29 protein-coding genes and 1 tRNA gene are annotated in these 24,667 nt (G+C 45.1%); 10 read left to right on the forward strand and 20 right to left on the reverse strand.

Annotated elements, in window-relative coordinates:
- Positions 1 to 3: 3 nt before the first annotated feature.
- The 9 genes from ACLSU7_RS02865 to ACLSU7_RS02905 form a co-directional block, all read right to left on the reverse strand.
- Positions 4 to 585, reverse strand: coding sequence for an RNA methyltransferase (locus tag ACLSU7_RS02865; RefSeq protein WP_413294051.1), 582 nt, complete (start codon positions 583 to 585; stop codon positions 4 to 6).
- Positions 578 to 1,414: a tRNA (guanosine(37)-N1)-methyltransferase TrmD gene (gene trmD / locus ACLSU7_RS02870; protein ID WP_413294052.1), complete on the reverse strand. Its 837-nt coding sequence runs from the start codon at positions 1,412 to 1,414 to the stop codon at positions 578 to 580. Before trmD ends, ACLSU7_RS02865 begins: the two co-directional genes overlap by 8 nt.
- Positions 1,415 to 1,927 (reverse strand): ribosome maturation factor RimM, encoded by a 513-nt coding sequence (gene rimM / locus ACLSU7_RS02875; RefSeq protein WP_413294053.1) that lies wholly within the window; start codon positions 1,925 to 1,927, stop codon positions 1,415 to 1,417.
- A 77-nt stretch (positions 1,928 to 2,004) separates the two neighbouring features.
- On the reverse strand, positions 2,005 to 2,244 hold the full coding sequence (locus ACLSU7_RS02880; protein ID WP_038446499.1) for a KH domain-containing protein: 240 nt from the start codon (positions 2,242 to 2,244) through the stop codon (positions 2,005 to 2,007).
- 62 nt (positions 2,245 to 2,306) lie between these two features.
- The gene (gene rpsP, locus ACLSU7_RS02885) at positions 2,307 to 2,555 is read right to left on the reverse strand and encodes a 30S ribosomal protein S16 (RefSeq protein WP_413294054.1); all 249 of its coding nucleotides are present in this window, start codon (positions 2,553 to 2,555) and stop codon (positions 2,307 to 2,309) included.
- A gap of 68 nt (positions 2,556 to 2,623) precedes the next feature.
- Positions 2,624 to 3,955 (reverse strand): signal recognition particle protein, encoded by a 1,332-nt coding sequence (ffh, locus tag ACLSU7_RS02890; RefSeq protein ID WP_413294055.1) that lies wholly within the window; start codon positions 3,953 to 3,955, stop codon positions 2,624 to 2,626.
- Between the two features lie 94 nt (positions 3,956 to 4,049).
- On the reverse strand, positions 4,050 to 4,826 hold the full coding sequence (locus ACLSU7_RS02895; RefSeq protein WP_413294056.1) for an ABC transporter permease: 777 nt from the start codon (positions 4,824 to 4,826) through the stop codon (positions 4,050 to 4,052).
- Complete coding sequence (locus tag ACLSU7_RS02900) at positions 4,823 to 5,713, reverse strand: ABC transporter ATP-binding protein (RefSeq protein WP_142700157.1); 891 nt, start codon at positions 5,711 to 5,713, stop codon at positions 4,823 to 4,825. Before ACLSU7_RS02900 ends, ACLSU7_RS02895 begins: the two co-directional genes overlap by 4 nt.
- The gene (locus ACLSU7_RS02905) at positions 5,713 to 7,320 is read right to left on the reverse strand and encodes a peptide chain release factor 3 (protein WP_413294057.1); all 1,608 of its coding nucleotides are present in this window, start codon (positions 7,318 to 7,320) and stop codon (positions 5,713 to 5,715) included. Before ACLSU7_RS02905 ends, ACLSU7_RS02900 begins: the two co-directional genes overlap by 1 nt.
- A gap of 200 nt (positions 7,321 to 7,520) precedes the next feature.
- Here ACLSU7_RS02905 and ACLSU7_RS02910 point away from each other — a divergent pair, with 200 nt between their 5' ends.
- Complete coding sequence (locus ACLSU7_RS02910; protein WP_413294058.1) at positions 7,521 to 8,564, forward strand: rhodanese-related sulfurtransferase; 1,044 nt, start codon at positions 7,521 to 7,523, stop codon at positions 8,562 to 8,564.
- Positions 8,565 to 8,582: 18 nt separating this feature from the next.
- Here the strand turns inward: ACLSU7_RS02910 and ACLSU7_RS02915 are convergent, their stop codons facing one another.
- Positions 8,583 to 9,434 (reverse strand): SDR family oxidoreductase, encoded by an 852-nt coding sequence (locus tag ACLSU7_RS02915; RefSeq protein ID WP_413294059.1) that lies wholly within the window; start codon positions 9,432 to 9,434, stop codon positions 8,583 to 8,585.
- A gap of 12 nt (positions 9,435 to 9,446) precedes the next feature.
- A complete protein-coding gene (locus ACLSU7_RS02920; RefSeq protein WP_413294060.1) occupies positions 9,447 to 10,442 on the reverse strand; it encodes a hypothetical protein in 996 nt (331 codons plus the stop codon).
- 81 nt (positions 10,443 to 10,523) lie between these two features.
- Here ACLSU7_RS02920 and ACLSU7_RS02925 point away from each other — a divergent pair.
- Both ACLSU7_RS02925 and ACLSU7_RS02930 read left to right on the forward strand, forming a co-directional pair.
- Positions 10,524 to 10,600 (forward strand) — tRNA-Met (locus ACLSU7_RS02925).
- Positions 10,601 to 10,761: 161 nt separating this feature from the next.
- Positions 10,762 to 11,007 carry a hypothetical protein gene (locus tag ACLSU7_RS02930; protein ID WP_413294061.1) on the forward strand — a complete coding sequence of 82 codons (246 nt, stop codon included), beginning with the start codon at positions 10,762 to 10,764 and terminating at the stop codon, positions 11,005 to 11,007.
- 7 nt (positions 11,008 to 11,014) lie between these two features.
- Here ACLSU7_RS02930 and ACLSU7_RS02935 read toward each other — a convergent pair whose 3' ends face one another.
- Entirely contained in the window at positions 11,015 to 11,155 is a 141-nt protein-coding gene (locus ACLSU7_RS02935) for a hypothetical protein (RefSeq protein WP_413294062.1), read from the reverse strand.
- Between the two features lie 9 nt (positions 11,156 to 11,164).
- Entirely contained in the window at positions 11,165 to 12,154 is a 990-nt protein-coding gene (gene ligD / locus ACLSU7_RS02940; RefSeq protein ID WP_413294063.1) for a non-homologous end-joining DNA ligase, read from the reverse strand.
- A gap of 168 nt (positions 12,155 to 12,322) precedes the next feature.
- Between ligD and ACLSU7_RS02945 the strand changes: the two genes are divergently transcribed.
- Together ACLSU7_RS02945 and ydiK are read left to right on the forward strand one after the other, a co-directional pair.
- Positions 12,323 to 12,826 (forward strand): DUF1993 domain-containing protein, encoded by a 504-nt coding sequence (locus ACLSU7_RS02945; RefSeq protein WP_413294064.1) that lies wholly within the window; start codon positions 12,323 to 12,325, stop codon positions 12,824 to 12,826.
- A gap of 121 nt (positions 12,827 to 12,947) precedes the next feature.
- The gene (gene ydiK, locus ACLSU7_RS02950; RefSeq protein WP_413294065.1) at positions 12,948 to 14,087 is read left to right on the forward strand and encodes an AI-2E family transporter YdiK; all 1,140 of its coding nucleotides are present in this window, start codon (positions 12,948 to 12,950) and stop codon (positions 14,085 to 14,087) included.
- Between the two features lies 1 nt (position 14,088).
- Here ydiK and ACLSU7_RS02955 read toward each other — a convergent pair whose 3' ends face one another.
- Entirely contained in the window at positions 14,089 to 14,640 is a 552-nt protein-coding gene (locus tag ACLSU7_RS02955) for a HutD family protein (protein WP_413294066.1), read from the reverse strand.
- A gap of 14 nt (positions 14,641 to 14,654) precedes the next feature.
- Entirely contained in the window at positions 14,655 to 15,545 is an 891-nt protein-coding gene (locus tag ACLSU7_RS02960; RefSeq protein WP_413294067.1) for an SDR family oxidoreductase, read from the reverse strand.
- 95 nt (positions 15,546 to 15,640) lie between these two features.
- On the opposite strand from ACLSU7_RS02960, the gene ACLSU7_RS02965 reads away from it, so the two are divergent.
- The 3 genes from ACLSU7_RS02965 to murI are packed head-to-tail and all read left to right on the forward strand — an operon-like array spanning position 15,641 to position 18,151.
- Positions 15,641 to 16,318, forward strand: a complete 678-nt coding sequence (locus ACLSU7_RS02965) for a hypothetical protein (protein ID WP_413294068.1) — start codon at positions 15,641 to 15,643, stop codon at positions 16,316 to 16,318.
- Positions 16,311 to 17,348 carry a guanosine monophosphate reductase gene (locus tag ACLSU7_RS02970; RefSeq protein ID WP_413294069.1) on the forward strand — a complete coding sequence of 346 codons (1,038 nt, stop codon included), beginning with the start codon at positions 16,311 to 16,313 and terminating at the stop codon, positions 17,346 to 17,348. The genes ACLSU7_RS02965 and ACLSU7_RS02970 overlap by 8 nt, the downstream gene beginning before the upstream one ends.
- A gap of 2 nt (positions 17,349 to 17,350) precedes the next feature.
- Positions 17,351 to 18,151, forward strand: coding sequence for a glutamate racemase (gene murI, locus ACLSU7_RS02975; protein ID WP_413294070.1), 801 nt, complete (start codon positions 17,351 to 17,353; stop codon positions 18,149 to 18,151).
- Here the strand turns inward: murI and lysA are convergent.
- A complete protein-coding gene (lysA, locus tag ACLSU7_RS02980; RefSeq protein WP_413294071.1) occupies positions 18,148 to 19,323 on the reverse strand; it encodes a diaminopimelate decarboxylase in 1,176 nt (391 codons plus the stop codon). The genes murI and lysA overlap by 4 nt on opposite strands.
- 44 nt (positions 19,324 to 19,367) lie before the next feature.
- Here lysA and ACLSU7_RS02985 point away from each other — a divergent pair, with 44 nt between their 5' ends.
- Positions 19,368 to 20,021, forward strand: coding sequence for a M14 family zinc carboxypeptidase (locus ACLSU7_RS02985; RefSeq protein WP_413294072.1), 654 nt, complete (start codon positions 19,368 to 19,370; stop codon positions 20,019 to 20,021).
- A 12-nt stretch (positions 20,022 to 20,033) separates the two neighbouring features.
- On the forward strand, positions 20,034 to 20,855 hold the full coding sequence (locus ACLSU7_RS02990) for a 2,3,4,5-tetrahydropyridine-2,6-dicarboxylate N-succinyltransferase (protein ID WP_413294073.1): 822 nt from the start codon (positions 20,034 to 20,036) through the stop codon (positions 20,853 to 20,855).
- Positions 20,856 to 20,900: 45 nt separating this feature from the next.
- Here the strand turns inward: ACLSU7_RS02990 and ACLSU7_RS02995 are convergent, their stop codons facing one another.
- From ACLSU7_RS02995 to ACLSU7_RS03010, 4 genes are read right to left on the reverse strand one after another with little or no spacing between them, the layout of a single operon-like run.
- Positions 20,901 to 22,160, reverse strand: coding sequence for an FtsX-like permease family protein (locus tag ACLSU7_RS02995; RefSeq protein WP_413294074.1), 1,260 nt, complete (start codon positions 22,158 to 22,160; stop codon positions 20,901 to 20,903).
- 46 nt (positions 22,161 to 22,206) lie between these two features.
- Complete coding sequence (locus ACLSU7_RS03000) at positions 22,207 to 23,169, reverse strand: MlaD family protein (RefSeq protein ID WP_413294075.1); 963 nt, start codon at positions 23,167 to 23,169, stop codon at positions 22,207 to 22,209.
- Positions 23,166 to 23,876 carry a cell division ATP-binding protein FtsE gene (locus tag ACLSU7_RS03005; RefSeq protein WP_413294076.1) on the reverse strand — a complete coding sequence of 237 codons (711 nt, stop codon included), beginning with the start codon at positions 23,874 to 23,876 and terminating at the stop codon, positions 23,166 to 23,168. The genes ACLSU7_RS03000 and ACLSU7_RS03005 overlap by 4 nt, the downstream gene beginning before the upstream one ends.
- The gene (locus tag ACLSU7_RS03010) at positions 23,876 to 24,658 is read right to left on the reverse strand and encodes an MlaE family ABC transporter permease (protein ID WP_246845923.1); all 783 of its coding nucleotides are present in this window, start codon (positions 24,656 to 24,658) and stop codon (positions 23,876 to 23,878) included. The genes ACLSU7_RS03005 and ACLSU7_RS03010 overlap by 1 nt, the downstream gene beginning before the upstream one ends.
- Positions 24,659 to 24,667 lie beyond the last annotated feature (9 nt).

The raw sequence follows: 24,667 nt of genomic DNA on the forward strand, positions 1-24,667 counted from the left end.
GGTCTACCATGGACCCATTACGCGGTCAAGACAGATACTTACTGCCGATCTCACGGAGAGATGGCGATAGTCCTGGGGAGGTGCCCCTCGGATGCTTTCTAAAACGCCGGAGCAGGATCTTAGAAGCTCTGTAGTCATGCCGTTGCCAGTACCAAATAACATGAAGACGGGCTTTTTTTCTACGTGCATTTCATGACGCAACTCGCTAAACGAGTATTTTTTCAGGCCCTCATCTCGAGCTGAAGTCGAAATAAGCAAAGTATCAGGCGTATTCCAGTCTTCTAGTGCCTTTTCTACGCTCTCAATCGCTTTAACCGTGCCTAGGGCCGTTTTTCTCATGGGATTGAACTTGGAGCCTTGCCCCGTTCTCCAGTGATCCAGAACGCGGTCTACGAACATCAGCTGCTCCTGCATAGGATGGATGATGTAATATTTTTCCACCCCGAAAGTTTGAGCCGCTCTCGCAATGTCATGAATATCGAAATTCGTGATGTTGGTAGCGACAGTTTTGTTCTGACGGTCACGGACCGGGTAATGAACCAGGCCGATTGCCAGACGTGGAACATAGACAGAGTTTTCAGCCATTGAAGTCTTCCTCACTGAGTTCAGTAAGCCCCAAAGACTGGCGCTCCTGCTCAGACAAATTCATCCAAAATTTTTTAAGCTCTTTTAGGGGAGCTTCTTTTTTCTTTTTCTTAAGTGAACGATACTGCTCGTTCTGTTTTTCCAAGTATGCCTGAAATAAATCAGGACGCTTCACCAAAGTGACCAATGCGGAAACCTTGTCTTTCCACTCCCCGATCAATTTGTGATTCCCACCTAGCAAAACTTCGGGAACGGCCACACCTTGAAATTCTCGCGGACGAGTGAAGTTAGGATGCTCTAATAGCCCGCCAGAACTCACAGAGAAGCTGTCTTTGTCAGCGCTTTCATTATGCCCCAGAACTCCAGGAATAAAGCGTGACACCGCATCCACGACAACCAAAGCCCCCAACTCCCCGCCCGACAAAACGTAATCTCCAATAGAGATCTCTTCGTCGACGTAGGAAGTAATAATGCGTTGATCGATCCCGCCATAGCGCCCACAAATCAAAACCAGATGTTCTTCTGTGGCAAGGGCGCGGGCCTTTTCATCAGTGAGCACTTCTCCTTGCGGAGACATATAAATCACCTTTGAATTTTTATGTTTCACTTTTTGAATTGTTTTTTCCAGGGTTTCGGCGAGCATAATCATGCCGTCACCACCACCGAATGGACGATCATCCACAGTCTTGTGGCGATCCACCGCGAACTCACGAGGTGTGTGAGCTGCAACGGCCAGTCGATCACTCTTGAGAGCCTGCCCCAGAACGCCGTAACAAACAGCGCTCTCAATCATCTCTGGGAAAAGAGTGATCACATCGACTTTGAGCATTTAAGCGTTCTCGAGGTCGAACAAGCCTTCTGGTAGGTCCATCACCACAGCTTGGTGTTTGAAATCGATTTTTTTGATGAAAGCATCAACGAAAGGAACTTCAACTTTTTTGCCGTTCGCTTCAACAACCAAAAGATCTTGAACGCCATTGCTGGAGAAATCCACGATTTCGCCCAGGATGTTTTGTTCTGTGTCTTTCAATTTGAAGTTTTTGATTTCTGCCAGGTAGATTGTCTCCCCGGGTTTAGAAATCATCAGGTCGTCTTCGATCAAGAATTCCATGTGTTCAACACCTTCAGCAGCCGTGCGATCCGCGATCTCAGCAGCTTTCACGATCAAACCTTTTTTGAAAGGTTTCGTGCGCTCGACAGTGTATTCGTTTGTAGAACCATCTTTACCTTGAAGAACGAATTTCTTCATACGTTTTGCCCAAGCGATTTCGCCTGAGAAAATAAGAACATAAAGATCGCCCTTCAAACCATGGGCTTCTCTGACTTTTCCAACCAATTTCATAAGTACCTCAAGAAACAGAAAGGGGTTGTGTAACACAACCCCTTCCCTAAGAATCTAAATTTTAATATGTCTGAATACTATTCAACGATATCCAAGTGATAGCGTTTATTCAGTTTAGTACCTGCCGCGCGGATGATTGTTCTCATCGCAGCTGCAGTTTTACCTTGTTTACCGATAACCTTACCAAGATCTTCTTTATCTACTTTAAGTGCAAGTAGAGTCGTTTGCTGACCTGGAATTTCATCCACTTCAACATTCTCAGGCTTATCAACAAGGGACTTCGCCATGAATTCAACGAGGTCTTTCAAGCTATCCATATTACCCCCAACAGCAGTTATCTAAGTGATATTTTATCGCATATCACTCAGATGCCAACTATTTATTTACCTTGGGCCAACTTAATAACGTGTTTCACACGGTCAGTAGGTTGTGCACCTTTTTTGATCCAAGCATCTACTTTTGCTAGATCTAGCTCGACTTTTTTGTCGTTACCGCGTGGAGTTGGATTGTAAACACCAAGGATCTCAAGGAATTTACCAGTAACATAGCGACGAGAATCCGCAACAGTGATGCGGTATTTAGGATCATGCTTAGCGCCCATACGAGCCAAACGAATTACAACTGCCATTTTTCTAAACCTCTTGTTCAAAACAGTAAGCTCAAGTGTGTACTGTGTTTAAAATAAAATATCAAGCCTTAAAATGGGAACTTCATCCCACCACGACCCATGCCCATTTTCATCATACCGCTCATCATCTTCTTAGCGTCCTCAAACTGCTTAATCAGCTTGTTTACGTCGGAAACTTGGGTCCCCGAACCGTTAGCAATACGTGTACGGCGCGAAGCGTTAAGGATCTTATGATTATTGCGTTCTTGGATCGTCATCGAACGAATGATCGCTTCGATTTTTTTGATTTCGTTATCCGGAGGGGTCATATTTTTAAGCTGCTTTGAAATCTCACCCATTCCCGGTAAAAATTTCAAGATCGTCTCAAAGCCACCCATCTTTTTAAGCTGCTGAATCTGCCCCAGGAAATCATCCAGAGTAAATTCATTCTTCATCATTTTCTTAGCAGACTGGATTGCAGCTTTCTCGTCCATCACTTCGGCAGCTTTTTCCACCAAAGAAAGAACGTCACCCATATCCAGGATTCGACCTGCCAGACGATCGGGATGGAATACTTCAAGAGCATTCACCTTTTCGCCCACCCCTAGGAATTTAATAGGGATGCCTGTGACTTCACGGATAGACAGGGCCGCACCACCGCGGGCGTCACCGTCTACTTTAGTTAATACCAAACCGGTCAGGTTTAAACGCTTATGGAAGCCCTCTGCGACGTTCACAGACTGCTGACCGAGCATTGCATCGGCCACCAACAAGATTTCTTGTGGAGCCCAGATGTCCTTCAAGCGACCCAGCTCCCCCATCAATTCATCATCAACCTGCAAACGACCAGCTGTATCGACGATAACCACGTCGATCATATTGTCTTTTGCCCATTGTTTGGATTTTTCCAAAATCTCTTCTGGTTTCATTCCTTGCGGAGTTGGGAATGTTGGGATGTTGTTTTGCTTACCCAAAGTTTGGAGCTGATCAATCGCCGCTGGACGATAGATATCGGCTGGAATCAAACCTGGTTTTTTGCCCAATTTCTGACGGATATAAAGAGCCAATTTCGCAGAGGACGTGGTTTTACCAGCACCCTGCAAACCGACCATGAAAATCACACTTGGGTTTTCGCGCACGTTGATATCAACGGCTCCGCCACCCAAAGTTTGCACCAATTCATCGTGCACGATTTTTACGAATTGCTGACCTGGATTAACATTTTGGAGAACTTCCGCACCCAGGGCTTTGGCTTTTACGCGATCAACAAAGTTTTTTACGACTTTAAAATTCACGTCAGCTTCCAGGAAGCTTAAGCGGATCTCTTTGATAACGTCTTCAATGTTGGCTTCCGTGATCTTGTTTTGACCACGAACCTTTTTAAGGGATGCCATAATTTTATCAGATAAGTTTTCAAACATCGTATTTCTCCGAATGATCGAATTAATTAACTCAAGAGACACTGATTCACAAAGAACTCCGTTTTACAATCAGCGTCAACTTGTCGAAACCACGCTACCAACGCTGGAATGAACCGCGTTTGAGGCTAAAATTTGCCAAGGCATAGAACACAATAAAGCCCAGAACCGAAACCGGAACTGCGACTTCCATTCCGACGTCACTGACACCGATCACACCATAACGAAGACCATTGATCAGATAAAGCAATGGATTCAATTTTGAAAGCATCTGCCAGAAGGGATGCAAGTGATCGATAGACAGGAACACTCCCCCTAAATAGGTCAGAGGCAACAAAATAAACGCCGAAAACGCTGAAAGCTGATCAAATGTCGTTGCCCAGAAGGCCACAGAAATTCCCAGCAAAGCGAAAATCAGTCCCGCAACAATGACGAAGAATACCGCATACAACGGATGAGCGATGGTCAGGATTTCGCCCTGTTGATACCAACAGAACACAGAGCCCACGATATAAGTGATCAACGCCACAATAAAGCCGCGAACCAGGGCTGCCAGACTCATCGCCCAGATGATTTCCTGATTGCTGATCGGGGCCACGCGGAGGTCTTCCAAATCGCCGGAAAATTTTGACGAAACAATCGATGAAGATGAGTTTTGGAAAGCATTATTCATCAAGCCCATCATCATCAAACCGGGAATCAAAAAGGAAAGATACTTCACACCTTGATGAGTTGGCATCGTTGCCCCTAAGGACACACCGAAAATAAGCAAATACAGGAATGACGAAACAAAGGGTGTTACAATCGTTTGCACGATCACTTTTAAAAAGCGCGCAATTTCACGACGGAAAAGAGCGATAAATGGAATCATCATTTGCTCACCACCTTCATAAAGGCTTCTTCCAGATTACCTTCTTCGATTTTCACGTCTTTAATAATATTCACGGGCACTTTGATTTCATTTAAGAACTCACCCATCAATTTTCCAGGTGGCACCATGAACATAAATTCCAGACCTTCTTGGAAGAACAGATACTGGGTATCGAATGCAAAAGATTCTGACAGCGTTAAGCGGATTTTCTTTTGTGTGTATTTACGAACCAGCTCTTTGGTTTCACCCAAGGCCTCTAGGTTCCCTAGATTAATAATCCCGATACGGTCACAAAGTTGCTCGGCTTCTTCCAGGTAATGGGTCGTTAACAGGATCGACATGCCCTCTTTGCGAAGTTCCTGGACGAACTGCCACAGAGTCTCGCGCAAACCAATATCCACACCCGCCGTCGGCTCATCCAGCAAAAGCAAGCGAGGTGTATGCACCAGGGCTTTAGCGATCATCAGACGACGTTTCATACCACCGGAGAGCTGTTTAACTTTCTTGTGGCGATGTTCATAGAGGGAAAGCTTATGTAACAGAAAATCTATACGGTCTTTGTTGTTGCGAATTCCATAGTAGCCCGATTGGAAATTTAAAATTTCATCGACGCTAAAAAAACCCGATGTAATGACTTCCTGGTGAACCACACCCAGTTGTTGTTTTGTAAAACGGGGGCTGGCCACAACATTTTGACCAAAAACTTCAACCACGCCACTGGAAGGTTCTTCCAGAGTTGTGATAGTCGAGATGATTGTGGTTTTACCAGCGCCGTTCGGGCCCAGAAGACCAAAAATCTCCCCAGGCTTAACGTCAAAACTCACACCCTTGACGGCCTCTTGGCCGCCTGGATATTTCTTTTTCAGATTATCAATTTTTAAAGGCAACATTAACGAGCTCTCGAAATACTTGTTTGGAATTCCACATCTGGATTTTCACGCTTAAGCCAGTTCAAATCCCACTCTTGGTTCACTAACACGACTGGATTTCCGATAAGATCCTCCGCCATGTTCGCGCCACCTTTAAGGCTTGAAACAGCCTTGCCATCTGCAGTACGTGGCCAACGGCACACGCTGTACGGCAGACGATTTAGCTTCACTTCCAAGTTGTATTCATCTTGCAGTCTGTGCATCAAAACTTCGAATTGAAGTTCACCAACCGCGCCGATGATAGGATCTTGAGGACCAATATGCGGCTCGATGAATAATTGAATCGCACCCTCTTCCGACAAATGCTTCAAGGCTTCCTGAAGTTTTTGGCGTTTCAAAGCATCACGCACCGCCAGGCGACCAAATAACTCCGGCGCAAATTTTGGAATGTCTTCGAATTGCACTTTTCCAGAGGAGGAAACACAGTCGCCGATCGCAAAGTTCCCGGTATCGCCGACCCCGACGATATCACCAGCATATGCCTCGTCGACAGTTTCTTTGTCGGCCGCGACGAACTGGGATGAGTACGACAGACGCAACTCACGCTCCAAACGATTATGTTGCACTTTCATACCGCGTTCAAATTTACCCGAGCAAATACGAATGAAAGCAATACGGTCACGGTGGCGACGATCCATATTGGCTTGGATCTTAAATACGAAGCCAGTGAACCTTGCATCCAACGGATCCATCTTTTGATCGTCTTTAGTTGTCCGCGGTTGAGGACCCGGAGCGTATTTTGTAAAGAACTGAAGGAACGTGTCCACCCCGAAGTTTTGCTTCGCAGAACCGAAAGTCACAGGCGAAATTTGACCTGTTAGGAATTCGTTCACGTCAAACGGAGGCAGCGCACCTTCGATCAAATCCAACTCTTCCAACACTTGGTCAGCGGATTCTTTATCAAGATAATTGTAAAGAATCTGGTCGTCTTTGCCTTTTACGAATGGAATTTTTTGGTAGTCTTCCACTTCTTCACGGCGTTGATCATAGATCCAGATTTCTTGCGTCAGGCGATTGTAGATACCACGGAAACGCTGACCGATACCCAAAGGCCAAGTCACCGGATAGCATTGCATGTTCAAAGTTTTTTCGACTTCGTCAATCAACGTCAGAGGATCTTTACCTTCACGGTCCAACTTGTTTACGAATGTAAAAATAGGAATTTTGCGCAGGCGACAAACTTCATAAAGTTTCTTCGTACGTTCTTCCACACCCTTGGCAACGTCGATCAACATGGCTGCAGAATCCACTGCCATCAAAACGCGGTAAGTATCTTCAGAGAAGTCTTTATGTCCCGGTGTATCCAAAAGATTCACGCGCAGATCGTTATAATCAAACGTCATGACCGACGATGTGATCGAAATCCCTTTTTGTCTTTCGAGCTCCATCCAGTCCGATGTCACGGCTTTAGAGCCTGATTTACCCTTTACCTCACCGGTTTCATGGATTACGCCCCCGTGATAAAGTAATTTTTCCGTCAGAGTGGTTTTACCAGCATCGGGATGCGAGATGATCGCAAAGGTACGGCGTCTTTGAATTTCTTTTTGAATCTGAGGTGTCGCTAACATACTTAAACCTTTAAATTAACTATAAAAAACCGTTTTATTCGATCACAACCAGAGGGGCAAGGGAATCCCCTCCCGGGATGGAATTAACGCCCGCTGTCTTTTTCCCTCTTGCGCTGGGGACCACCGGGGCATTATAACCCTCTTCGAACTAACAACTCCGCCTGGTTTGGAACCTGGTTTGGACAACTGAAGGTGATATTATGACGACCGAAAATGCGCCAAAGCATTATGTTACGACTTTTTATAGCTTCCAAAAAATCGAAAATCCCGAACAAGTTAAATTAGATCTGGAAACAAAGGCTGAAGAGCTGAATGTGAAAGGTCTGATCATTTTAGGAACTGAAGGTTATAACTCCACGGTGTCAGCAGTTACCGCAGAATCTTTTGAAGCCTGGAAGCAGTTCGTTCGCGAATATTTCCACAAGCCGACTCAGTTCTATAAAGATTCTTATTCTGACAAAGCTCCCTTCCGCCGCTTCAAAGTTAAAATCCGCGAAGAGATCGTGACGACAGGCATTCCTGAAAAGCAACCGCCAGAAGGCGTAAACCATCATTTGACTCCATCTGAATGGAACAAAGTGATGAAGGAAGAATCTGATTACGTGATGATCGATACCCGCAACTGGTACGAATACAAAATCGGTACTTTCAAAGGCGCTTTGAACCCTAATATCGAAAAATTCACAGACTTCCCTCAATATATCGAGTCGCAAGGGATCGCGAAAGATAAGAAGATGTTGATCTTCTGTACGGGCGGAATTCGTTGTGAAAAAGGTATTTTGGAACTTCAAGACAAAGGCTACAACAACGTCTTCCAACTTGAAGGTGGGATTTTGAATTACCTAAATGAGTATCCAAATGACCAATACGAAGGCGAGTGCTTCGTATTCGACCACCGTGTGGCTGTTGATCAAGATTTGAAACCTTCAACGAAGTACGGGTTATGCCCTCACTGCGGTCAACCTTCTGAAATAAAAATTGAATGCTTGCGTTGCGATGAACCAGGCATGGTTTGCGTGAATTGCATCGAGCTTGAGTTTAAAAAAGACACTTGTTCCAGAAACTGCGCTCACGGTCTGAAACTTCACCCTGGCAAAAAAGCTCGTAAGCAAATCGTTCCCTTCAATATTGAAAAAATGAAGGCCGAGGGTGTGACCGACATCCCTACCATCCGTGTCAGCAAAACCAAAGTTGTTCAGTTAAACGACAAAGGTGAGGCACAAACTGTTTCCACGAAAGAATAGCATTTTTGAGTCTGCGCTTTAGCTTTTTTGAAAGCGCAGACTTTTTCTAATAACCCGATCCATCATTCGGGTGGACATAAATCTCATCAATCCCGCTTGTAATTTGATATTCTTCCCGACCATATAATTCACGCGAGGCAAGCGACTTTGAATCGCATGCAAAATCGCCATCGTTACATTTTGCGCCGGAACTGCATCTTTTGAAGTTGCCAGAACACCTTCGCGAAGTGCCGCCAACATGGGACCATAGGTTTCCCGAATTTCGGGAGAAAGTTTTTTAGCAATCTCGTCCGAGGCATCAATTGATTTAGACCAGATTTCTGTACGGATCGGTCCTGCTTCAATCAGGGATACGTGCACACCAAAGCTCGAGGTTTCCCTGCGAAGACTGTCAGTAAACGCTCTTACCGCAAATTTTGAAGTTGTGTAAGGCCCCAGGAAAGGCGCCGCCACTCTGCCACTGATCGAACCCATGTTAATCACGCGCCCCTTGGTCTGCCGAATGAGGGGCAAGAAAGTTCGAGTCATCTCAACCATACCAAAAAGATTCACATCAAAAACTTTTCGCCACTCTTCAAGAGGAAGTCCTTCGATAGGTCCTCCATAAGCGATTCCCGCATTATTCACCAGGATTAATTCTTGACGTGGATTCATCTCAGCAAGCACTGTTTTGTATGCTTGTTCAATATCTTGCGAGTTGGTGACATCAAGTTTTAATACAGTCAACTTTTCTGAGAAATCTTGAATCAGTCGATCCAGGGATTCTGGCTTGCGGACTCCCGCCCATACCTTGTAACCCTTTTCACAAAGAGTTCTGGTAAGATCAAATCCTATTCCCGTCGAAGCGCCCGTGATCAAAACTTGTTTCAAAGAGTTCTCCTTTTAGAACATACCCTTACTGACCAGCTCCTTCAGCCAACTATCAGTTACCATCAGTGAGTTTTTTGAAAACTCCGACTGGACGTGAGCACGGTATTTCGGGTCGAAACCAATTGATTTTGCGTCTATACCAGCATCTTGCAGGAATTTTTGCATTTCTTGCACTTGCTCTTCAACATTCAAGTTCTGATTTTCAGTCAGACTTTTTTCCATCTGCTCACAGAAAGTGACCGCTGCATTGTCATTCGCAAGCTGCGGGTTTAAGGCCACGGCTTTTGCAAACATATGCAAGTTGTAGGATTTTTGGACCACCTGATTCATTGCCTGGGTGTTATTACGAAGGAAATTTGCGGCTCGATAAGCCTCTTTGTAAAATTCTGCTTTTTGAAACAAGCTGTCGTCACCCTGTGCGTTTTGGGAAAGCTGAATCATCTCCCTAACACCAGGCGCACGGAACACGTAACGCAAAAAGGGAGCAACTGACTCTAGCACCGGATCTTTTTGTGGCTTAACAATGGAATCTAAAAATTTCACCGCAGTTCTGTCGGTTCTTTTTGGAAAAAAGCCACTCTCCCCCGCACGCGCTAAATCTCGGCACGCAGAAACTACCGGCGCCTCAGGATTGGCTAGATCATTCATGATTACGTACATGTCCATCTTGGTCGTTTTATGATGCGTAGACGCCTCCGCAGGTGCTGAAGGCTCTTGCATCGCTTGATTTTCTTCGGCGGCATAAGTGTCTTCGATTTTCGTTGGATGCTTAGCTTCTGCGAGTTGCGCTTTTTCTTCCAATTTACTCGCAGAAGAATTCAGAACTTGCTTTACTTGAGAGGGCCCGGGAAGTTTTGTCAGGAGCCAAACTCCCAAAATTCCAAAGACAATGATGAGGGAGGAAACAGAGATTGCAGTGATTTTGAGAAGTTTTTTCCAATTCATGCCTTCAACTAGAGCATAATCGACAAAGATGAGCAAATTAGTGGCAATGATACGAGGAGCCATTTCATAAATTAACAAATGAGTGATTGACCCCGGCTAGGTAAGTGACTACAACTGACTGCTCAGACATTCACTTGTCACTGTCGCGGGGTGGAGCAGTCTGGTAGCTCGTCGGGCTCATAACCCGAAGGCCGTAGGTTCAAATCCTGCCCCCGCAACCAATAAAGGCTCCAAGGTAAACCTTGGGGCCTTTTCCATTTTTAGGCGGCCTTTTTTCCCCAGAATGTCCCAACTTTCCCCTCACCAATTTTTAAAAACGAATATACAGACGTTTAAACAGGCATTTCGCTTGCTCTCTAGGAATACAACATTTGGAGGCAAGATGTTTGAATTAAAATTTCTTGGAGCCACTTCTACGTATCGAGAAAATACAGTGCATGTTCATTTTAAAGTTCTGCACATCGGGAACAGCGAAGGAACTCGCATAAGCCTTCGCATCGAAACAACCATTCCATCGAGCGATGTGAACTTAATACTGATGACTAAAAACCCTGCGAACTGGTACTTGGATCTCATCGCTCAAATCGAAAAACAATTCGCTGAACTCAGTCGACTGGCGCTCAGTTAACCCTTTGCTATTTCTCTTGTCGATCACCTGCGCCGTCTCGTTGAGCATCTTGAGTTTTAGTATCTGTTTTATCACCACCGGTTTTTCCTGTTCTGCGACCGGTGGTATTTTCATCTTCTGAGGGCTTGTTGCTTTTGCCCTTTCTCATAATGCCTCCTTATAAGTGTGTGGCTTGATTGATATGTTCTGGACTATCAACAGTAATATTTTTAACCGCTTTATCTGATCTCATCCCCAGGAAAATGGGCTGACGAACTACGCCTTCATCTGTCCATTCTGCAAACTTCACCTGGGCAAGATATTTTGGTTTCAGCCAGTGGACATTCTTTTCATCAGGCTTAATTGCGAAAGGACATTTCTTGGTTTCTAACTTAAAAATCAGGCCTGCTATTTCGTTAAGGCTTTTTTGCGTGAATCCTCCACCGACTTTCCCGGCATAGGAGAGTTTGCCGTTTCGATGAACCCCCAGAATCAATGATCTAAAAGGGGACCCCTTATCACTCTCGGTGTATCCGCAAACTACGAACTCTTGTTGATTCTGGCATTTTACTTTCACCCAGTCTCGACTTCTTCCAGAACTGTAGAGCGAATCGGCAAGTTTTGAAATGATCCCTTCCAATTTATTTTCACAGGCCATTTTGAAAAGCTCCTCACCCTCACCCAAGACATGTTCGTTGTAACGGACATACTTTGTTTTTCTTTTTGAAAGATACTTTTTCAAGAGTTCTTTTCTTTCAATCAGTGGCAAGGCCCGAAGATCTTTGCCTTCTAAAAAGAGAGCATCAAAGACATAAAAGTACAGTGGCGCATTTTGGCTGAACTTAATCGAGTTTTGCAATCGTTGGAAATTACTTCGTCCGTTCACCAGGTAAACGACTTCACCATCCAAAATCGTTCCTTTGGACTTAAACGCTGCCAACTCTTCAACAATCTCTGGAAAGTTTTCGGTCCATTCTTTGTTGTTTCTGGAAAACATCAGAACGGTTTTATCTAACTGCGCCTGCATTCGGTATCCATCGAGCTTGAGTTCGTGAAGCCACTCATCCCCCTCCGGAACCGCATCCACTAAATGTGCAAGTTCAGGCTCAACGAATCCCAGCGTCGGTTTGGATTTTGTGTCTTTGCGACCGTATCTATACTTCGCCATGGTCTCATTTTAATAGATCCACAATTCGGGGGAGGAAAAATAAAAGGATCGTGCGTACTTACATTGACCTTTTACTAACACTAACGTCCTGCAACTAGAACGGCCCATTTGTGCTAGACAATGTTACATTCAACGCCTATTTTCGATGCATCAATAAAAGGAGACTTTATGATGTACGATACACTCGTGGTTCAATTCACAAAAATGCTTGGGAACCTCAACCTGTTTTTGGATAAAGGCGCGCAGTATGCGGATGCCAAGAAATTTCAACCGGAAGTTTTGCTGAATTCTCGCTTGGCTCCGGATCAATTTCCATTGATGCGTCAGATTCAGATCGCTTGTGACACCGCGAAGCTTGCATCAGCTCGTTTGACAGGCGTTGAGGCTCCGGTCTTCGAAGATAAAGAAACCACTCTGAATGAAATCAAAGAGCGCATAGCAAATACAATCAAATACCTGCAATCCCTCAAACCCGCAAACTTCGAACAGGCAAAAACAAAACAGATCACGAATCCTCGCTGGGATGGCAAACACATGATGGGCGAAGATTATGCAAACGAGCATGCGATTCCGAATTTCTATTTCCACATGACCACTGCCTACGCGATTCTTCGTCATAACGGTGTTGATTTAGGTAAAAAAGATTTCTTGGGAACACTTTCTCTAAAGTAATCCGCAGAATTTTATTTCCATGAAATAAGGCCTCGTCTCTTAAGTCGAGGCCCGGCTTTGTAAGGTCTCATCTTTGACCTGATTACATTGCCGAACTTCATTCTGGGTGTACTCTGATGTCATGCAAACATCTACACCGATCACAAAAACTCTCCTGACTTCGATTGTTATTCTTTCGTTAGGTTTAGTGAGCCTTTGGGTGATGTCCCCTTTTATTCCGTCGCTGTTTTGGGCTGCCATGATCACGATCACCACTTGGCCCCTGCTAGAAAAACTCACGCGAAGGATGGGCGGCAAGCGATGGCTTGCCATTATGATCATGATGATCGCAATGGCCACATTAGTTATCGCACCCATAGGAACCGGTGCTTATATTCTTTTTACTCATGTGGATGACGGTATTGCCTGGTTGCGAGATCTTCCCAACAAACAACTTCCCCCTCTTCCTGATTTTGTAACGACAATGCCAGTTTTCGGTCCAAAAATTAGTGAGAAGTGGGCTGAGTTCGGAGCTAAAGATTCCACTTACATAACTGAACAGGTCCGGGCGTTTTCCCTTTCCGCTATGAATTATATGGCAACCGCCGCCAAAGAGGCTTCCCTATTTTTTGTCTACCTATTACTGACTCTGGGCTTAACAGGATTTCTGTATGCCACGGGTGAAACCGCCGCAAGTGGTATCAGAAAGTTTTTTATTCGCCTTTCAGGAGAACGCGGAGATCATGCAGTTATCTTGGCGGCACAGGCAGTAAAAGCGGTTGCCATGGGTATCGTTATCACCGCCGCCATTCAAACGGGATTGGCGGGCATAGGTCTTTTTCTAACAGACGTTCCCCTTCCAGGCGTATTGACAGCTGTTGCGTTCATTCTATGTATCGCGCAGATCGGTGTCATCATTCCTATGTTAATCGCGGTCGGTTGGCTTTATTTTAAAGATCAAACCTTCGTTGCCACATGCTTGTTGGTTTGGGCCTTGTTTGTCACAGCCATAGATAACTTTATTAGACCGGTTCTGATTCACAAAGGAGCGGATCTCCCGATGATCTTGATTCTTGCCGGTGTTATTGGAGGCTTGTTATCCTTTGGCGCAATCGGTCTTTTCATCGGTCCCGTTATTTTAGCTGTAACTTATCGTTTGCTTGAATCCTGGGTCACGGAACAAAGAATTGAATTAGAGCCAGTTGCTAACATCAAACCCTTGCCACATCCAATAAGACCTAAGGTTACGCCCCCGCCCAAAGGAAAACCATTAGATCATTAAATTATTTGGGAAAGATAGAAATCAAAACATACGAACTGTGATTAAGTCCATCAAGCTTAATCAAAGTTTGTTTTTCAATCCTGACAGAATCTTCGGCGTGAACCAAGAACTCCTGAATGCTCAGGCGTCCTCGCAAACAATAAATAAAATGAATCCCTTCAGCGAGTGTTAATTCAGCAACTTCCGAAAGATCCAAGACTTTCATTTCCGCACGCACGGAATCTCTTTTGAAAATAATTCCTAAATCTACGACGGGTCCCTCTATCAGTTCCGCTTGTATCTCCGTCTCACCCGCAAAGGAGATCACCTGACGAGGTACTAAATCACTGCCATTCAAGGAAAGCCCCACTCCTTGAGTCACTGTCAACAGTCGATCACAACCTATAAAGTTGGAAAAAGGATCCTTACCGTTGACTTGGGCTGAACTGATTCTCCAAAGGAAGTTATCAGGAAAAGATGAACCTTCAGGTCCTAACGCAATTTGTGAGGTCAGGCCCTTGCCGTTTTTCCATGGCATGATTTGGTAAGAAGATTTTGGTAAATAGGTGATCATGCGGAAATACTAATTCAGAGACTCGCTTCACGCAAAGTTTCTGAATATGGAGATTGCCATAAATGACTCACCTCTTTGCAGAATTGATCAAAACTTCTCGGAGCAACTCCCCGGACCTGCTGATTACTGGGGTGAACCATCGCAGTCATACCCTCGCGAGCCGCGCGATGCAGACTTAAATAGGCGTCAATCATCCAGGAACTTAAACCTTCCCGCGACAAACGATGTTTGGTCGCAGCTTCCGTAACTGGAACGTATGTCACGCGTCGACCCAAGGTTTGCGAGATTTTCGCCAAAACCTCTTCATTGCTTAAAGCCTCGGGTCCGGTCAAATCAATCACTCGATTTTCATACAACCAGGGATTTTCAATCACTTTGATAGCCACATCCGCGATATCGCGCACATCCACATAGGAACTTTTTGCTTCACTTTCAGGCAGAAACAGAGCCCCTTGACGGATTGATTCCGTATGCCGAGTCACAAAATTTTGCATGAAAACATTCGGGCGTAGGATTACCAGGGGAATTTTACTTTCTTTGGCCATTTCCTCAATTTCGCCATGCATCCGGTGGAGTAAGAATTGCGACTCCGTATCTGCTCCCATAATAGAGCTTAAGATCATAAATTTAACGCCAGAATTTTTAGCAGCCAAAATCGCATTTTGAGCATAGATCATCATAGACGCAGAAATCGGCAAAAGTAGAAACAGAACATCAACATTCTTCACCCCCTCTTGAACCAGGGATTTCTCTCCCAGATCCCACTGGAGATGCCGCACATCAGGAGTAAAGATCGACTCCTGATGACTTGCAGCAACAAAATGCGCCTGCCTATCATGAAGGCGCCCCACCAATTCACGGCCGATATTTCCGGTAGCACCGGTAACTAAAATTGTTTCTTGCATAGGTTCTTAGTATCTCGAGAAAGGTCCCTCTTTGGGAGGTGTATATTAGCAAAGGTCCGCTTGACTCCCCTCTGGTTTCTCGATTTAGTTGGGTGGTGAAATTCTTTACCGAGAACCTGAAGGTTTTTAAAAAAGTTGCCTTTCCTTTGTTCATCCTTGTGGTGCTGTCTACTAACATCGATCAGTTTCTAAATATCAAAGTCGAAGACGCTTTACGCGATCCCTTAGGAGCCTCTCCGCAAGTCTATTGGTTTGGATTTTTGTCAGTCATCAGCAGCATTATATTTCCCATCCTTTTGATGACAACAACACTGTACGCCATGCAAGTCAGTCGCTTCGTGGAAAACTTGAACGATTTTTACGGAAAATACATCAACCAGATTTTTATTGAAACACTCCGCACCTGGGGCAAGACCCTCCTGTGGTCGCTACTATTCATTATTCCAGGGATCTGGAAGTATCTGGAATACAGCCTGGTTCCTATGGTTGTTACCAGCTCGATCCGTTATGACGAAGGCAAGATTGATGCATTGAAAGCCTCGTCTTACGTTTTCAGAAGACACTGGTTTAAAGTCATTGGCATTCTTATCTTGTTCCACCTTTTTATCCCACTGATTTTGGCGAGTGTGTTTGATTCCTATCGCTTGCTATGGAAGACCCCGGTGGCCAGTCTTCTTTTGAATCTGCTCGATACCTATTTATTAATTATATCAACTCAGCTTTTATTTAATGTATTTCAAGACGAGGTAAGACGACATGACTCTCATGTTTAATTGGAAAGATATCAGATCCCGCGGCAAAGGTTTAACTTTTGACGACGTACTTATTATCCCGGCACGTTCAGATGTTCGTTCTCGTCGCGATCCCCAATTGACGACAAAAGTAACTCGCAACTTTACCATGGATACACCTATCATCAGCGCCAACATGGACATGGTTACAGAATACGATATGGCGCTGGCTATGCACCAATTGGGTGGCATGGGTATCCTTCACCGCTTTCTCCCTATCGAAGAGCAAGCTGCTCAAGCACGTCGCCTGAAAGAAGCTGGCCTGAAACTTATTTCTGCAAGCGTTGGGGTGGGAGAAGAATTTAAAGCCCGTGCCAAATCGTTGGTTGAAGCTGGTGTTAACATTATCACCATCGACATCGCTCATGGACACTCCGTGCAAATGATGGAGACGATGAAGTGGTTGAAAGACGCCTACCCAAAAGTTGATTTGATCGCCGGCAACATGGCAACTCCAGATGCTGCTCACGATCTGATCGAAGCGGGTGCGGATGCTATCAAAGTGGGTATCGGACCTGGCTCGATGTGCACAACTCGTATCATCACAGGTTGTGGAGTGCCGCAATTAACAGCGATCGCATTGTGCGCAGAAGTCGCGGCTTCTCACGGTGTTCCAGTCATCGCTGACGGTGGTATCCGTACTTCTGGAGACATGGTGAAAGCTTTCGCCGCAGGCGCGAGCACTGTCATGCTTGGCTCTATGCTTTCAGGAACAATTGAAACTCCGGGAGAAATAAAAAACGGCAAAAAGCAATATCGCGGTATGGCTTCAAAATCTGCGCAAGATTCTTGGCGCGGTGGCGTTCCTGAAGGAATGGCTCCTGAAGGTGAATCAACTCAAGTTAATGTCAAAGGACACGTTAAAGACGTGATTCACGAAGTCACTGGCGGCATCCGTTCAGGCATGAGCTACATCAATGCAACAAGCATTGCTGAGATAAAAGACAAAGCCCTCTTTATGGAAATGTCTTCTAATGGTATCTCTGAGTCTCGCGCACACGGAGTAAAATAAAAATGGATTCCAGACCCATAGGGGTATTTGATTCAGGCATCGGGGGCCTTACTGTTCTGAAAGAACTGGCCCTCCAGTTTCCCCAGGAGAATTTTCTCTATCTGGGCGATACCGCACGCCTTCCCTATGGTTCGAAATCTGCACACACCATTCGCAAATACTCAGAACAGAACATTCAGTTTTTAAAAAGACTCGATGTAAAAGCGATTGTTATTGCGTGTAATACGGCTTCAACTCAAGTTCCGGAACCAGAGCTTGAAGGACTTCCAATTTACAATGTCATTGGCCCGGGTGCTCAACGTGCGATTGAAGTGAGCGAAAGCAAACGCATCGGAGTTCTGGGAACTAGAGCAACGATTAATAGTAAAGCTTACAGTCACAAAATTCTGGAATTAGAACCCACAGCTCAAGTGATTGATCAAGCCTGTCCTCTTTTCGTACCCCTCGCCGAGGAAGGCTGGGACTCTGATCCTGTGACGAATCTTATTGTGTTTCGTTATTTAAGTCAGATCCTGCAACACTCGATCGATACATTGATTCTGGGATGCACACATTATCCTTTGCTTAAGAATTCAATCGCGCGAGTGACAGGTTCATCCATCGAATTGGTGGACTCGGGCGAGGCTATTGCTCGCTGGTTAAACCGGGACTTTAGCAAAAATCGACTGCAAATGAATTCCAAGGAAAACCATCAGAAGATTGAAATCATGACAACGGATTCTTCCGCTCACTTTACAGAGATGGCACTTAAAATTTTGAAACCCATCAAAGCTGACGAGTTTCGTGTGGTGGATTTAGTTTAGATACAAACTTCCAACGGAAGTTCCTGAAGATTATAGGTGCTCGCCATCGAGTAACCATAGGCCCCCGAATCCATAACAGCTAAAATATCTCCCTCTTTAACTTCATCCATTTCGTAGTCTTTCAAAAAGAAATCCGAAGACTCGCAGATAGGCCCAACCACATCACACTTTATTTGCTTTGCTGATTTCACCAAAGGTTTAATCAAGTGTTCGGCCTCATACAGTGATGGACGAATCAGGTGATTCATTCCGGCATCCACGATGATAAAAGTTTTGGCAGAAGTTCTTTTCACATACTGAACTTGCGTTAATAAAGTCCCCGCATGAGCTACCAACCAGCGACCTGGCTCTGACTGCAATTCGCATTTAAGATCAGAAAGAATCTCTAACGTGATTCCCGCATATTCCTTTAACAAGCGTGCTTCCAATTCAAGGTCTTGTTTTTCGTAAACAACACCCAAGCCACCCCCGAAATCAAATCGACGAAGGCTTGAAAAATCTTTCTGCAGATTTTTAAAAACCTCTTTAAGTTTCATCAAAGCTTCCTGATACCCAGAAAACTCCAACATTTGCGAACCCAAATGCAGACTCACACCAACCAACTCGAGCGCATTCGGGTATTTTTTTAAACAAGTCGTTAGCTCTGGGATCATCGACAATTCCATACCGAATTTATTATCGCGCAATCCTGTTGCGATATAAGGATGAGTTTTGATACTGACGTCGGGATTTAAGCGCAATGCCACATGAGCTTTTTTGCCCAATTTTTCAGCTATCTCGCCAATTCGTTCAAGCTCTGGCAAACTTTCTACGTTGATTTGCAGGACACCCAATTGAAGAGCTTCGGTAATCTCATGGCGGGTTTTACCAACTCCGGAATAAACGATGTCTTCAGGCAGAAACCCGCTTTCTAAAGCGCGCTTAATTTCTCCCAGGGAAACAACATCGGCCCCCGCGCCCGCAGACTTCAAACATTGCAAAACTTGAGGATTCGGATTGGCTTTCACCGCAAAATATAAACGCACTCCAGCAAGAGCTTCTGCCATCTGCTTGAGGCGGCTGCGAATGAAATCAAGGTCGTAGACATAGATCGGGCGAATGTAGTTCGCACATAATGAAGATAATTTCTTTTTACTGGGCCCAAAATGAAGCTCATTATTGATGTATTCCACAAAAACCTCGTGCTAACATCATCGCCGAACAAAGGACGTTTGTCATGAAAACTTCTATTTTTACTTACACCTCCAAAGGCATGCCAGTACTGGCTTACGAATTCGGAAATGGCCCAGGTCCCGAGCTGCTCATTCTAGGTGGCGTGCATGGCGATGAAATCGAAGGCGTAATCTGTGCTCAAGAACTTCTTAAGTACTTCATGAAATCCTTCGATCACAAATTCACTTTGACGGTCGTACCTCAATTCAATCTTGAGGGAGTGATCTACAAAACTCGCGGAAACGGAAATGGCGTTGATTTAAATCGTAATCTGCCAACGAAAGACTGGTCTCCAGAAATCAAGACTCCCCGTTATCATCCAGGGCCGAAGGCAGGGAGCGAAACTGAAAACCATGGATTGATGGCTTATCTTGAGCAGAAAAAACCAAAACTGGTTCTTTCCCTTCACTCTTGGCAACCAGTTTTAAACGTCAATGGCGATTGCTATGAATTTGCAAACGTTCTGGCAAAGCACACGGGTTATAAAATCGATGACGACATCGGATATCCAACTCCGGGCTGCCTTGGCACTTATGCGGGTCTTGAACGACCCTGCCCGACTTTGACTTACGAAATTGAGCGTGGTCAATCAGCTGAAGACATTATTAAAATCCACGTTCCGGCAATTCTGGACGCTTTGAAAGTTTACGACAAGTAAGGAGACTCCGAGATGCAACAATCTGTTGAACAGCTCTATACAGAAATTCAAAATGGCAAACGCGTTGATCAATTGATGGCGAATGACCTTAAATCAATCTTCGAAGTGATTGAAGGTTTGGATTCAGGTCGTCTTCGCGTCGCAGAGAAGAAAGACGGCAGCTGGATTGTTAATGAGTGGATTAAAAAAGCGATCCTTCTTTATTTCCGTGTTCAACACATGACTGTGATGCAAGCCGGAGACTTCACTTACTTCGACAAAATCCCCGTAAAAAAATGGTCTGAAGAAGACGGCGTTCGTGTGGTACCTCACGCCCTAGCTCGTAAAGGTTCATTCATCGAAAAAGGTGCTATCTTAATGCCTTCTTATGTGAATATTGGATCCTATGTGGGTGCCGGAACAATGGTCGACACCTGGGCCACCGTGGGCTCCTGTGCTCAAATCGGTAAGAATGTTCATCTATCTGGTGGCGTGGGAATTGGTGGAGTTCTTGAACCCGTTCAAGCCTCTCCAGTCATCATTGAAGACAATGCTTTCATCGGCAGTCGTTGCATCGTTGTTGAGGGCGCGGTGATTGAAGAAGGTGCTGTTCTGGGTGCAGGGGTTACCATCACTGCCAGCACGAAAATCATTGATGCCACTGGCAGCAAGCCGGTTGAACTGAAAGGCCGAGTTCCTGCAAACTCTGTTGTCATCCCAGGAACACAAATGAAAAAGTTCCCCGCTGGTGAGTTCGGTGTTCCATGTGCACTGATCATAGGTCAGCGTAAACCAAGCACAGATCTTAAGACATCATTAACAGATGCCTTGAGAGATTTCCAAGTGAGCGTGTAGTTTAAATAGTTCACAAAAAAAGCCCAACTCCTCGTTGGGCTTTTTTTATTTCACTCGCAATGCTTCTGAAGGCTGAACATCTGAGGCGGTTCGCGCCGGTATATAAGAACCAAAATACGCAATCGCAGAACTTACGACGATCACGCCGACGACCAACCACCAATCAACCAGGCTCGGAATACTTGTGTCGTAAAAGACTTGGGAGGACCACATATTGATGGGATTTTTTTGCACGTACAGGCTAATCCCCGTACCCAAAACCGTTCCCATGACGACACCGGATCCTGATAAGAAAAAACCCATCTGAGTGAAAATCTTAACAGTTTCCTTGCCCGACAATCCGATCGTTCTAAGAATCGCGATGTCGCGGCGCTTTTGCGACAACAACAGAGCGAGGACAGTGAGAATAGAACTTGCTGCAATCATCCCCGCCAGCCCCAGAAACACACCTATGGTCAGCTTCTCTAACTTTAATGCGTAAAATAAAGCCGAGTTGCGATCCATCCAAGTTTCCACTTGAACATCAGTGAACTTCATCAAATCACTTTTAACACTATCGACGCGACCCTCGTCAGCAAGCCACATCTCAATTCCCATTTTCTTTAATTCTCCACCGCCCAAAGCTTTTAAAGCTTTACCGCGTTGATAAAACAGATATTGAGAATCCACGTCGGTCAGACTTGTCGTAACGACACGTTTTATACGCACGCGTTCAAATTTTGGTGTTTCTCCGGGTGGCAAAAGCAAACCAGTTGGCGAGACCACGGTAATGAAATCACCTTCAAAAACTCCAAGGGATTGTGCGAGATCAACTCCCAACACGACTTCCCCTTCGTCAGGCACATCTTGGGGATCCCAAGTAAATGAAGGCGGCCCACCCCGAGAACTTTGCGGCTTATCCGCATCAAGCTTCGCCAGTTGCGAAATAAAATGTTCAAGACTCGGGCGAGTCACACCTCGTGCGAACGCTCCGCGGAATTGACCATCTTGACTCCGCAAAATCACATCTTGAGTTTCGTATACATAGGCTTGAGTTGTCGTATCTTCTTTAATCCGGGAAAAAACCGGATGCGCCTCAAGCCCCATGGCATTTTGCATTCCAGGAACCGTGACATACAGATGAGGCTCAAGCCCCAAAATGCGTTTCCGAATACTGGCATTCATCCCATTCATCACAAACAGAACAACCAAAAAAGCCGTCACACTGATCGTGATCCCGCCAATAGACAAAAAAGCAATACGACGGATCAATGCCCCCGCACGCTTTGAGAAGATAAAATGACGAAAGAGATGCCCAACTAGCATCTCTTTATCTTATGGTTTCATTGTAGGGATTCAAGCGTTTTGTCGGCTATTTAGCCTTGTCGCTGGCGGGAGCACGCTGCAGAGCTTCTTCTTTACGAACCTCACGCACATTGCTTTCCATAAAGAAGCTTTTTTGCATTGCTTTCAGAGTGACCACGGTTTCATTCATGACTTCAAGCAAACGACGCGAAGCCTGCGGAAGCTCTGGTTCCACTTCTTTCATCACCGGCCCCAAAGCATGGGTCATGACGGCAAGATTTTGAGTCATAACCGCCAGGTCTTTAGCAAGCTCTGGGTTTTGCTTATTCAGCTCAGGCAAAATACGATTGATTTCAGTTGTCGTTGTCGCAAGATTCGTCATCAACACTTCCATAGAGTCGTTTTTGGTCGCCTGCTTAGAAAGTTTGATCACCTCTTGTGACATCACCGTCATGTTTTTCATCAACGGATCCATACGGTCAATCACGCGAACGAAACTTTGGGCACGATTTTTATCCGCAAAGGCTTCCACCAGCATTTGCATGTTTTCTAAAAGCCCACCAACTCGAGACATCGTCGTACTGATATTTCGACTGGAAAGCATCGTTACTACGTCCATCGTTTCATGAGAACCAATAGGACTGTTACTGGCGAGAATAGGAAGTTTTTCAGAACCCACCGTCACTTCCAGAATCTTCTCCCCGATAATGAATGGACGATTCATAGAAACAGAACTATCCTGACGGATGCGCTCCTGAAATTTACTTAAAACATAGAACGTCACTTGGATCTTGTTATCTGCACGAAGTTCAACATCTTCAACGGCACCTGCACGAAGACCCGCCATTTGCACTGTCGTCCCCTGATGAAGACCGTCAGCATTCTCGAACGTGGTCGTATAAAAGACCTTCGAGTCAAACCACCCTTGTTTGATAGCGATACTGATGGCGGTCACGATCACACCCAGGATCGCAAGTCCCACAAACAGTCCCGCAATTCGTTCAAATTTATTGAACTTAACATTCATCATAAATGCACAACTCTCTTCTCTGGATCCACCGGTTGAAAATAAAGCTGTCCATCATCCAAATGAACAATTTGATAATTGAAAAGATTCATAAATTTTTCGTCATAAGAGCTGATAAAGACGTGCTGCAGACAACCTTCTTTACGCAACTGATGGATATAGTCCACCAGGGTATAGACGCTGTCTTGACCCAAACCTACACTTGGATCATCCAACAACAAAACTTGCGGGCGCATAACCATCGCACGCAACAAACACACAAGCTTACGCAAACGCCCCGGCACGTGAGCCGGTCTCTCATGAGCATACTTCGTCACATCGAATATTTTGAAAATCTCGTCCACCCGTGCTTTCGCATCCGCCGGACTCAAAGTCTTATGATACAAAAGTGGCAACATCATATTATCAAACAACGTCTGATTATTGATCAAACCACCATAATCAAAGGAGTAGCCTATCTGCAGTCTGTAAGGCAGAAACTCCTCGAAAGACATGTCACATACATTGTTTCCATTGATTAAAAACTGTCCTGATTGCGGCATTTGCAAACCCGCCAGGATCTGAAGCAAAGAGCTTTTACCCGCCCCCTCTTCAGCTTTTACCCAAAGAATTTCATTCATTGGAAAATCAAATTCAACATTGGCGACGACAGGGTCCTGACCTTCGTGGCAAAAAGAAACGCCTTCAAATTTTAGACTTTCGATTTTCATTAAATGACTCCCAGATTGCGTAACTGATTTAAATAAAACAAAGCTGTTACAACTAAATTAAAAATAATAACGAAGATGATACTGTTCACAACCGCCTGGGTTGTGACTTGCGGAACTTCGGTAGGACTTTTCTTAACCGACAATCCCTGATAGCAGGAAACAACAAAAATGATCATTCCACTGAAACTGTTTTTCAGAAGGAAAATCAAAAAGTCATCCATCGCAAACGAAGTCATAAGAGACTCGGCATAAAAAGCAAATGGCATGTCTTGAATGAATTTCGTCACAAAAAAGCCGCCAATCAAAGCGACAAAGTTGAAATAAAATGCCAGACACAGCATGCTGATCACGCCACCGAGGACGCGAGGGAAAACGATATAGCTTAATGGGTTAATCCCCATCACTTCCAAAGCTTCGATTTCGCGATTCGCACGCATATTGCCAATTTCGGAAGCGACAGCAGTTCCGGATCTCGCAACCACAACGAGGGCCACCAACAACGGCCCCGCCTCACGTAAAATCATCACGATCAAAAATTGACCGATCATTTGCGTTCCGCCGAACATGGAAAGATTTGAAAGGGATTGAAGAACCAGAACACTTCCGGAAGTCAGCGCCAGAACACTTACCAGCGGCAACGCCTGCCATCCCGTGAAGTAAATCTGCGCAGAGATCACACGCACGATTTCACGCGCCCCTTGAGTCTGATCAAGGATTGTTGCGCGAAGGGAAAGATAAACCATCAGGAGTACACGCCATGTATACTCCACATTCTTGGTCACAAATCTCCC

The organism is Bdellovibrio sp. HCB185ZH (assembly GCF_047302455.1).
Classification (GTDB): domain Bacteria; phylum Bdellovibrionota; class Bdellovibrionia; order Bdellovibrionales; family Bdellovibrionaceae; genus Bdellovibrio.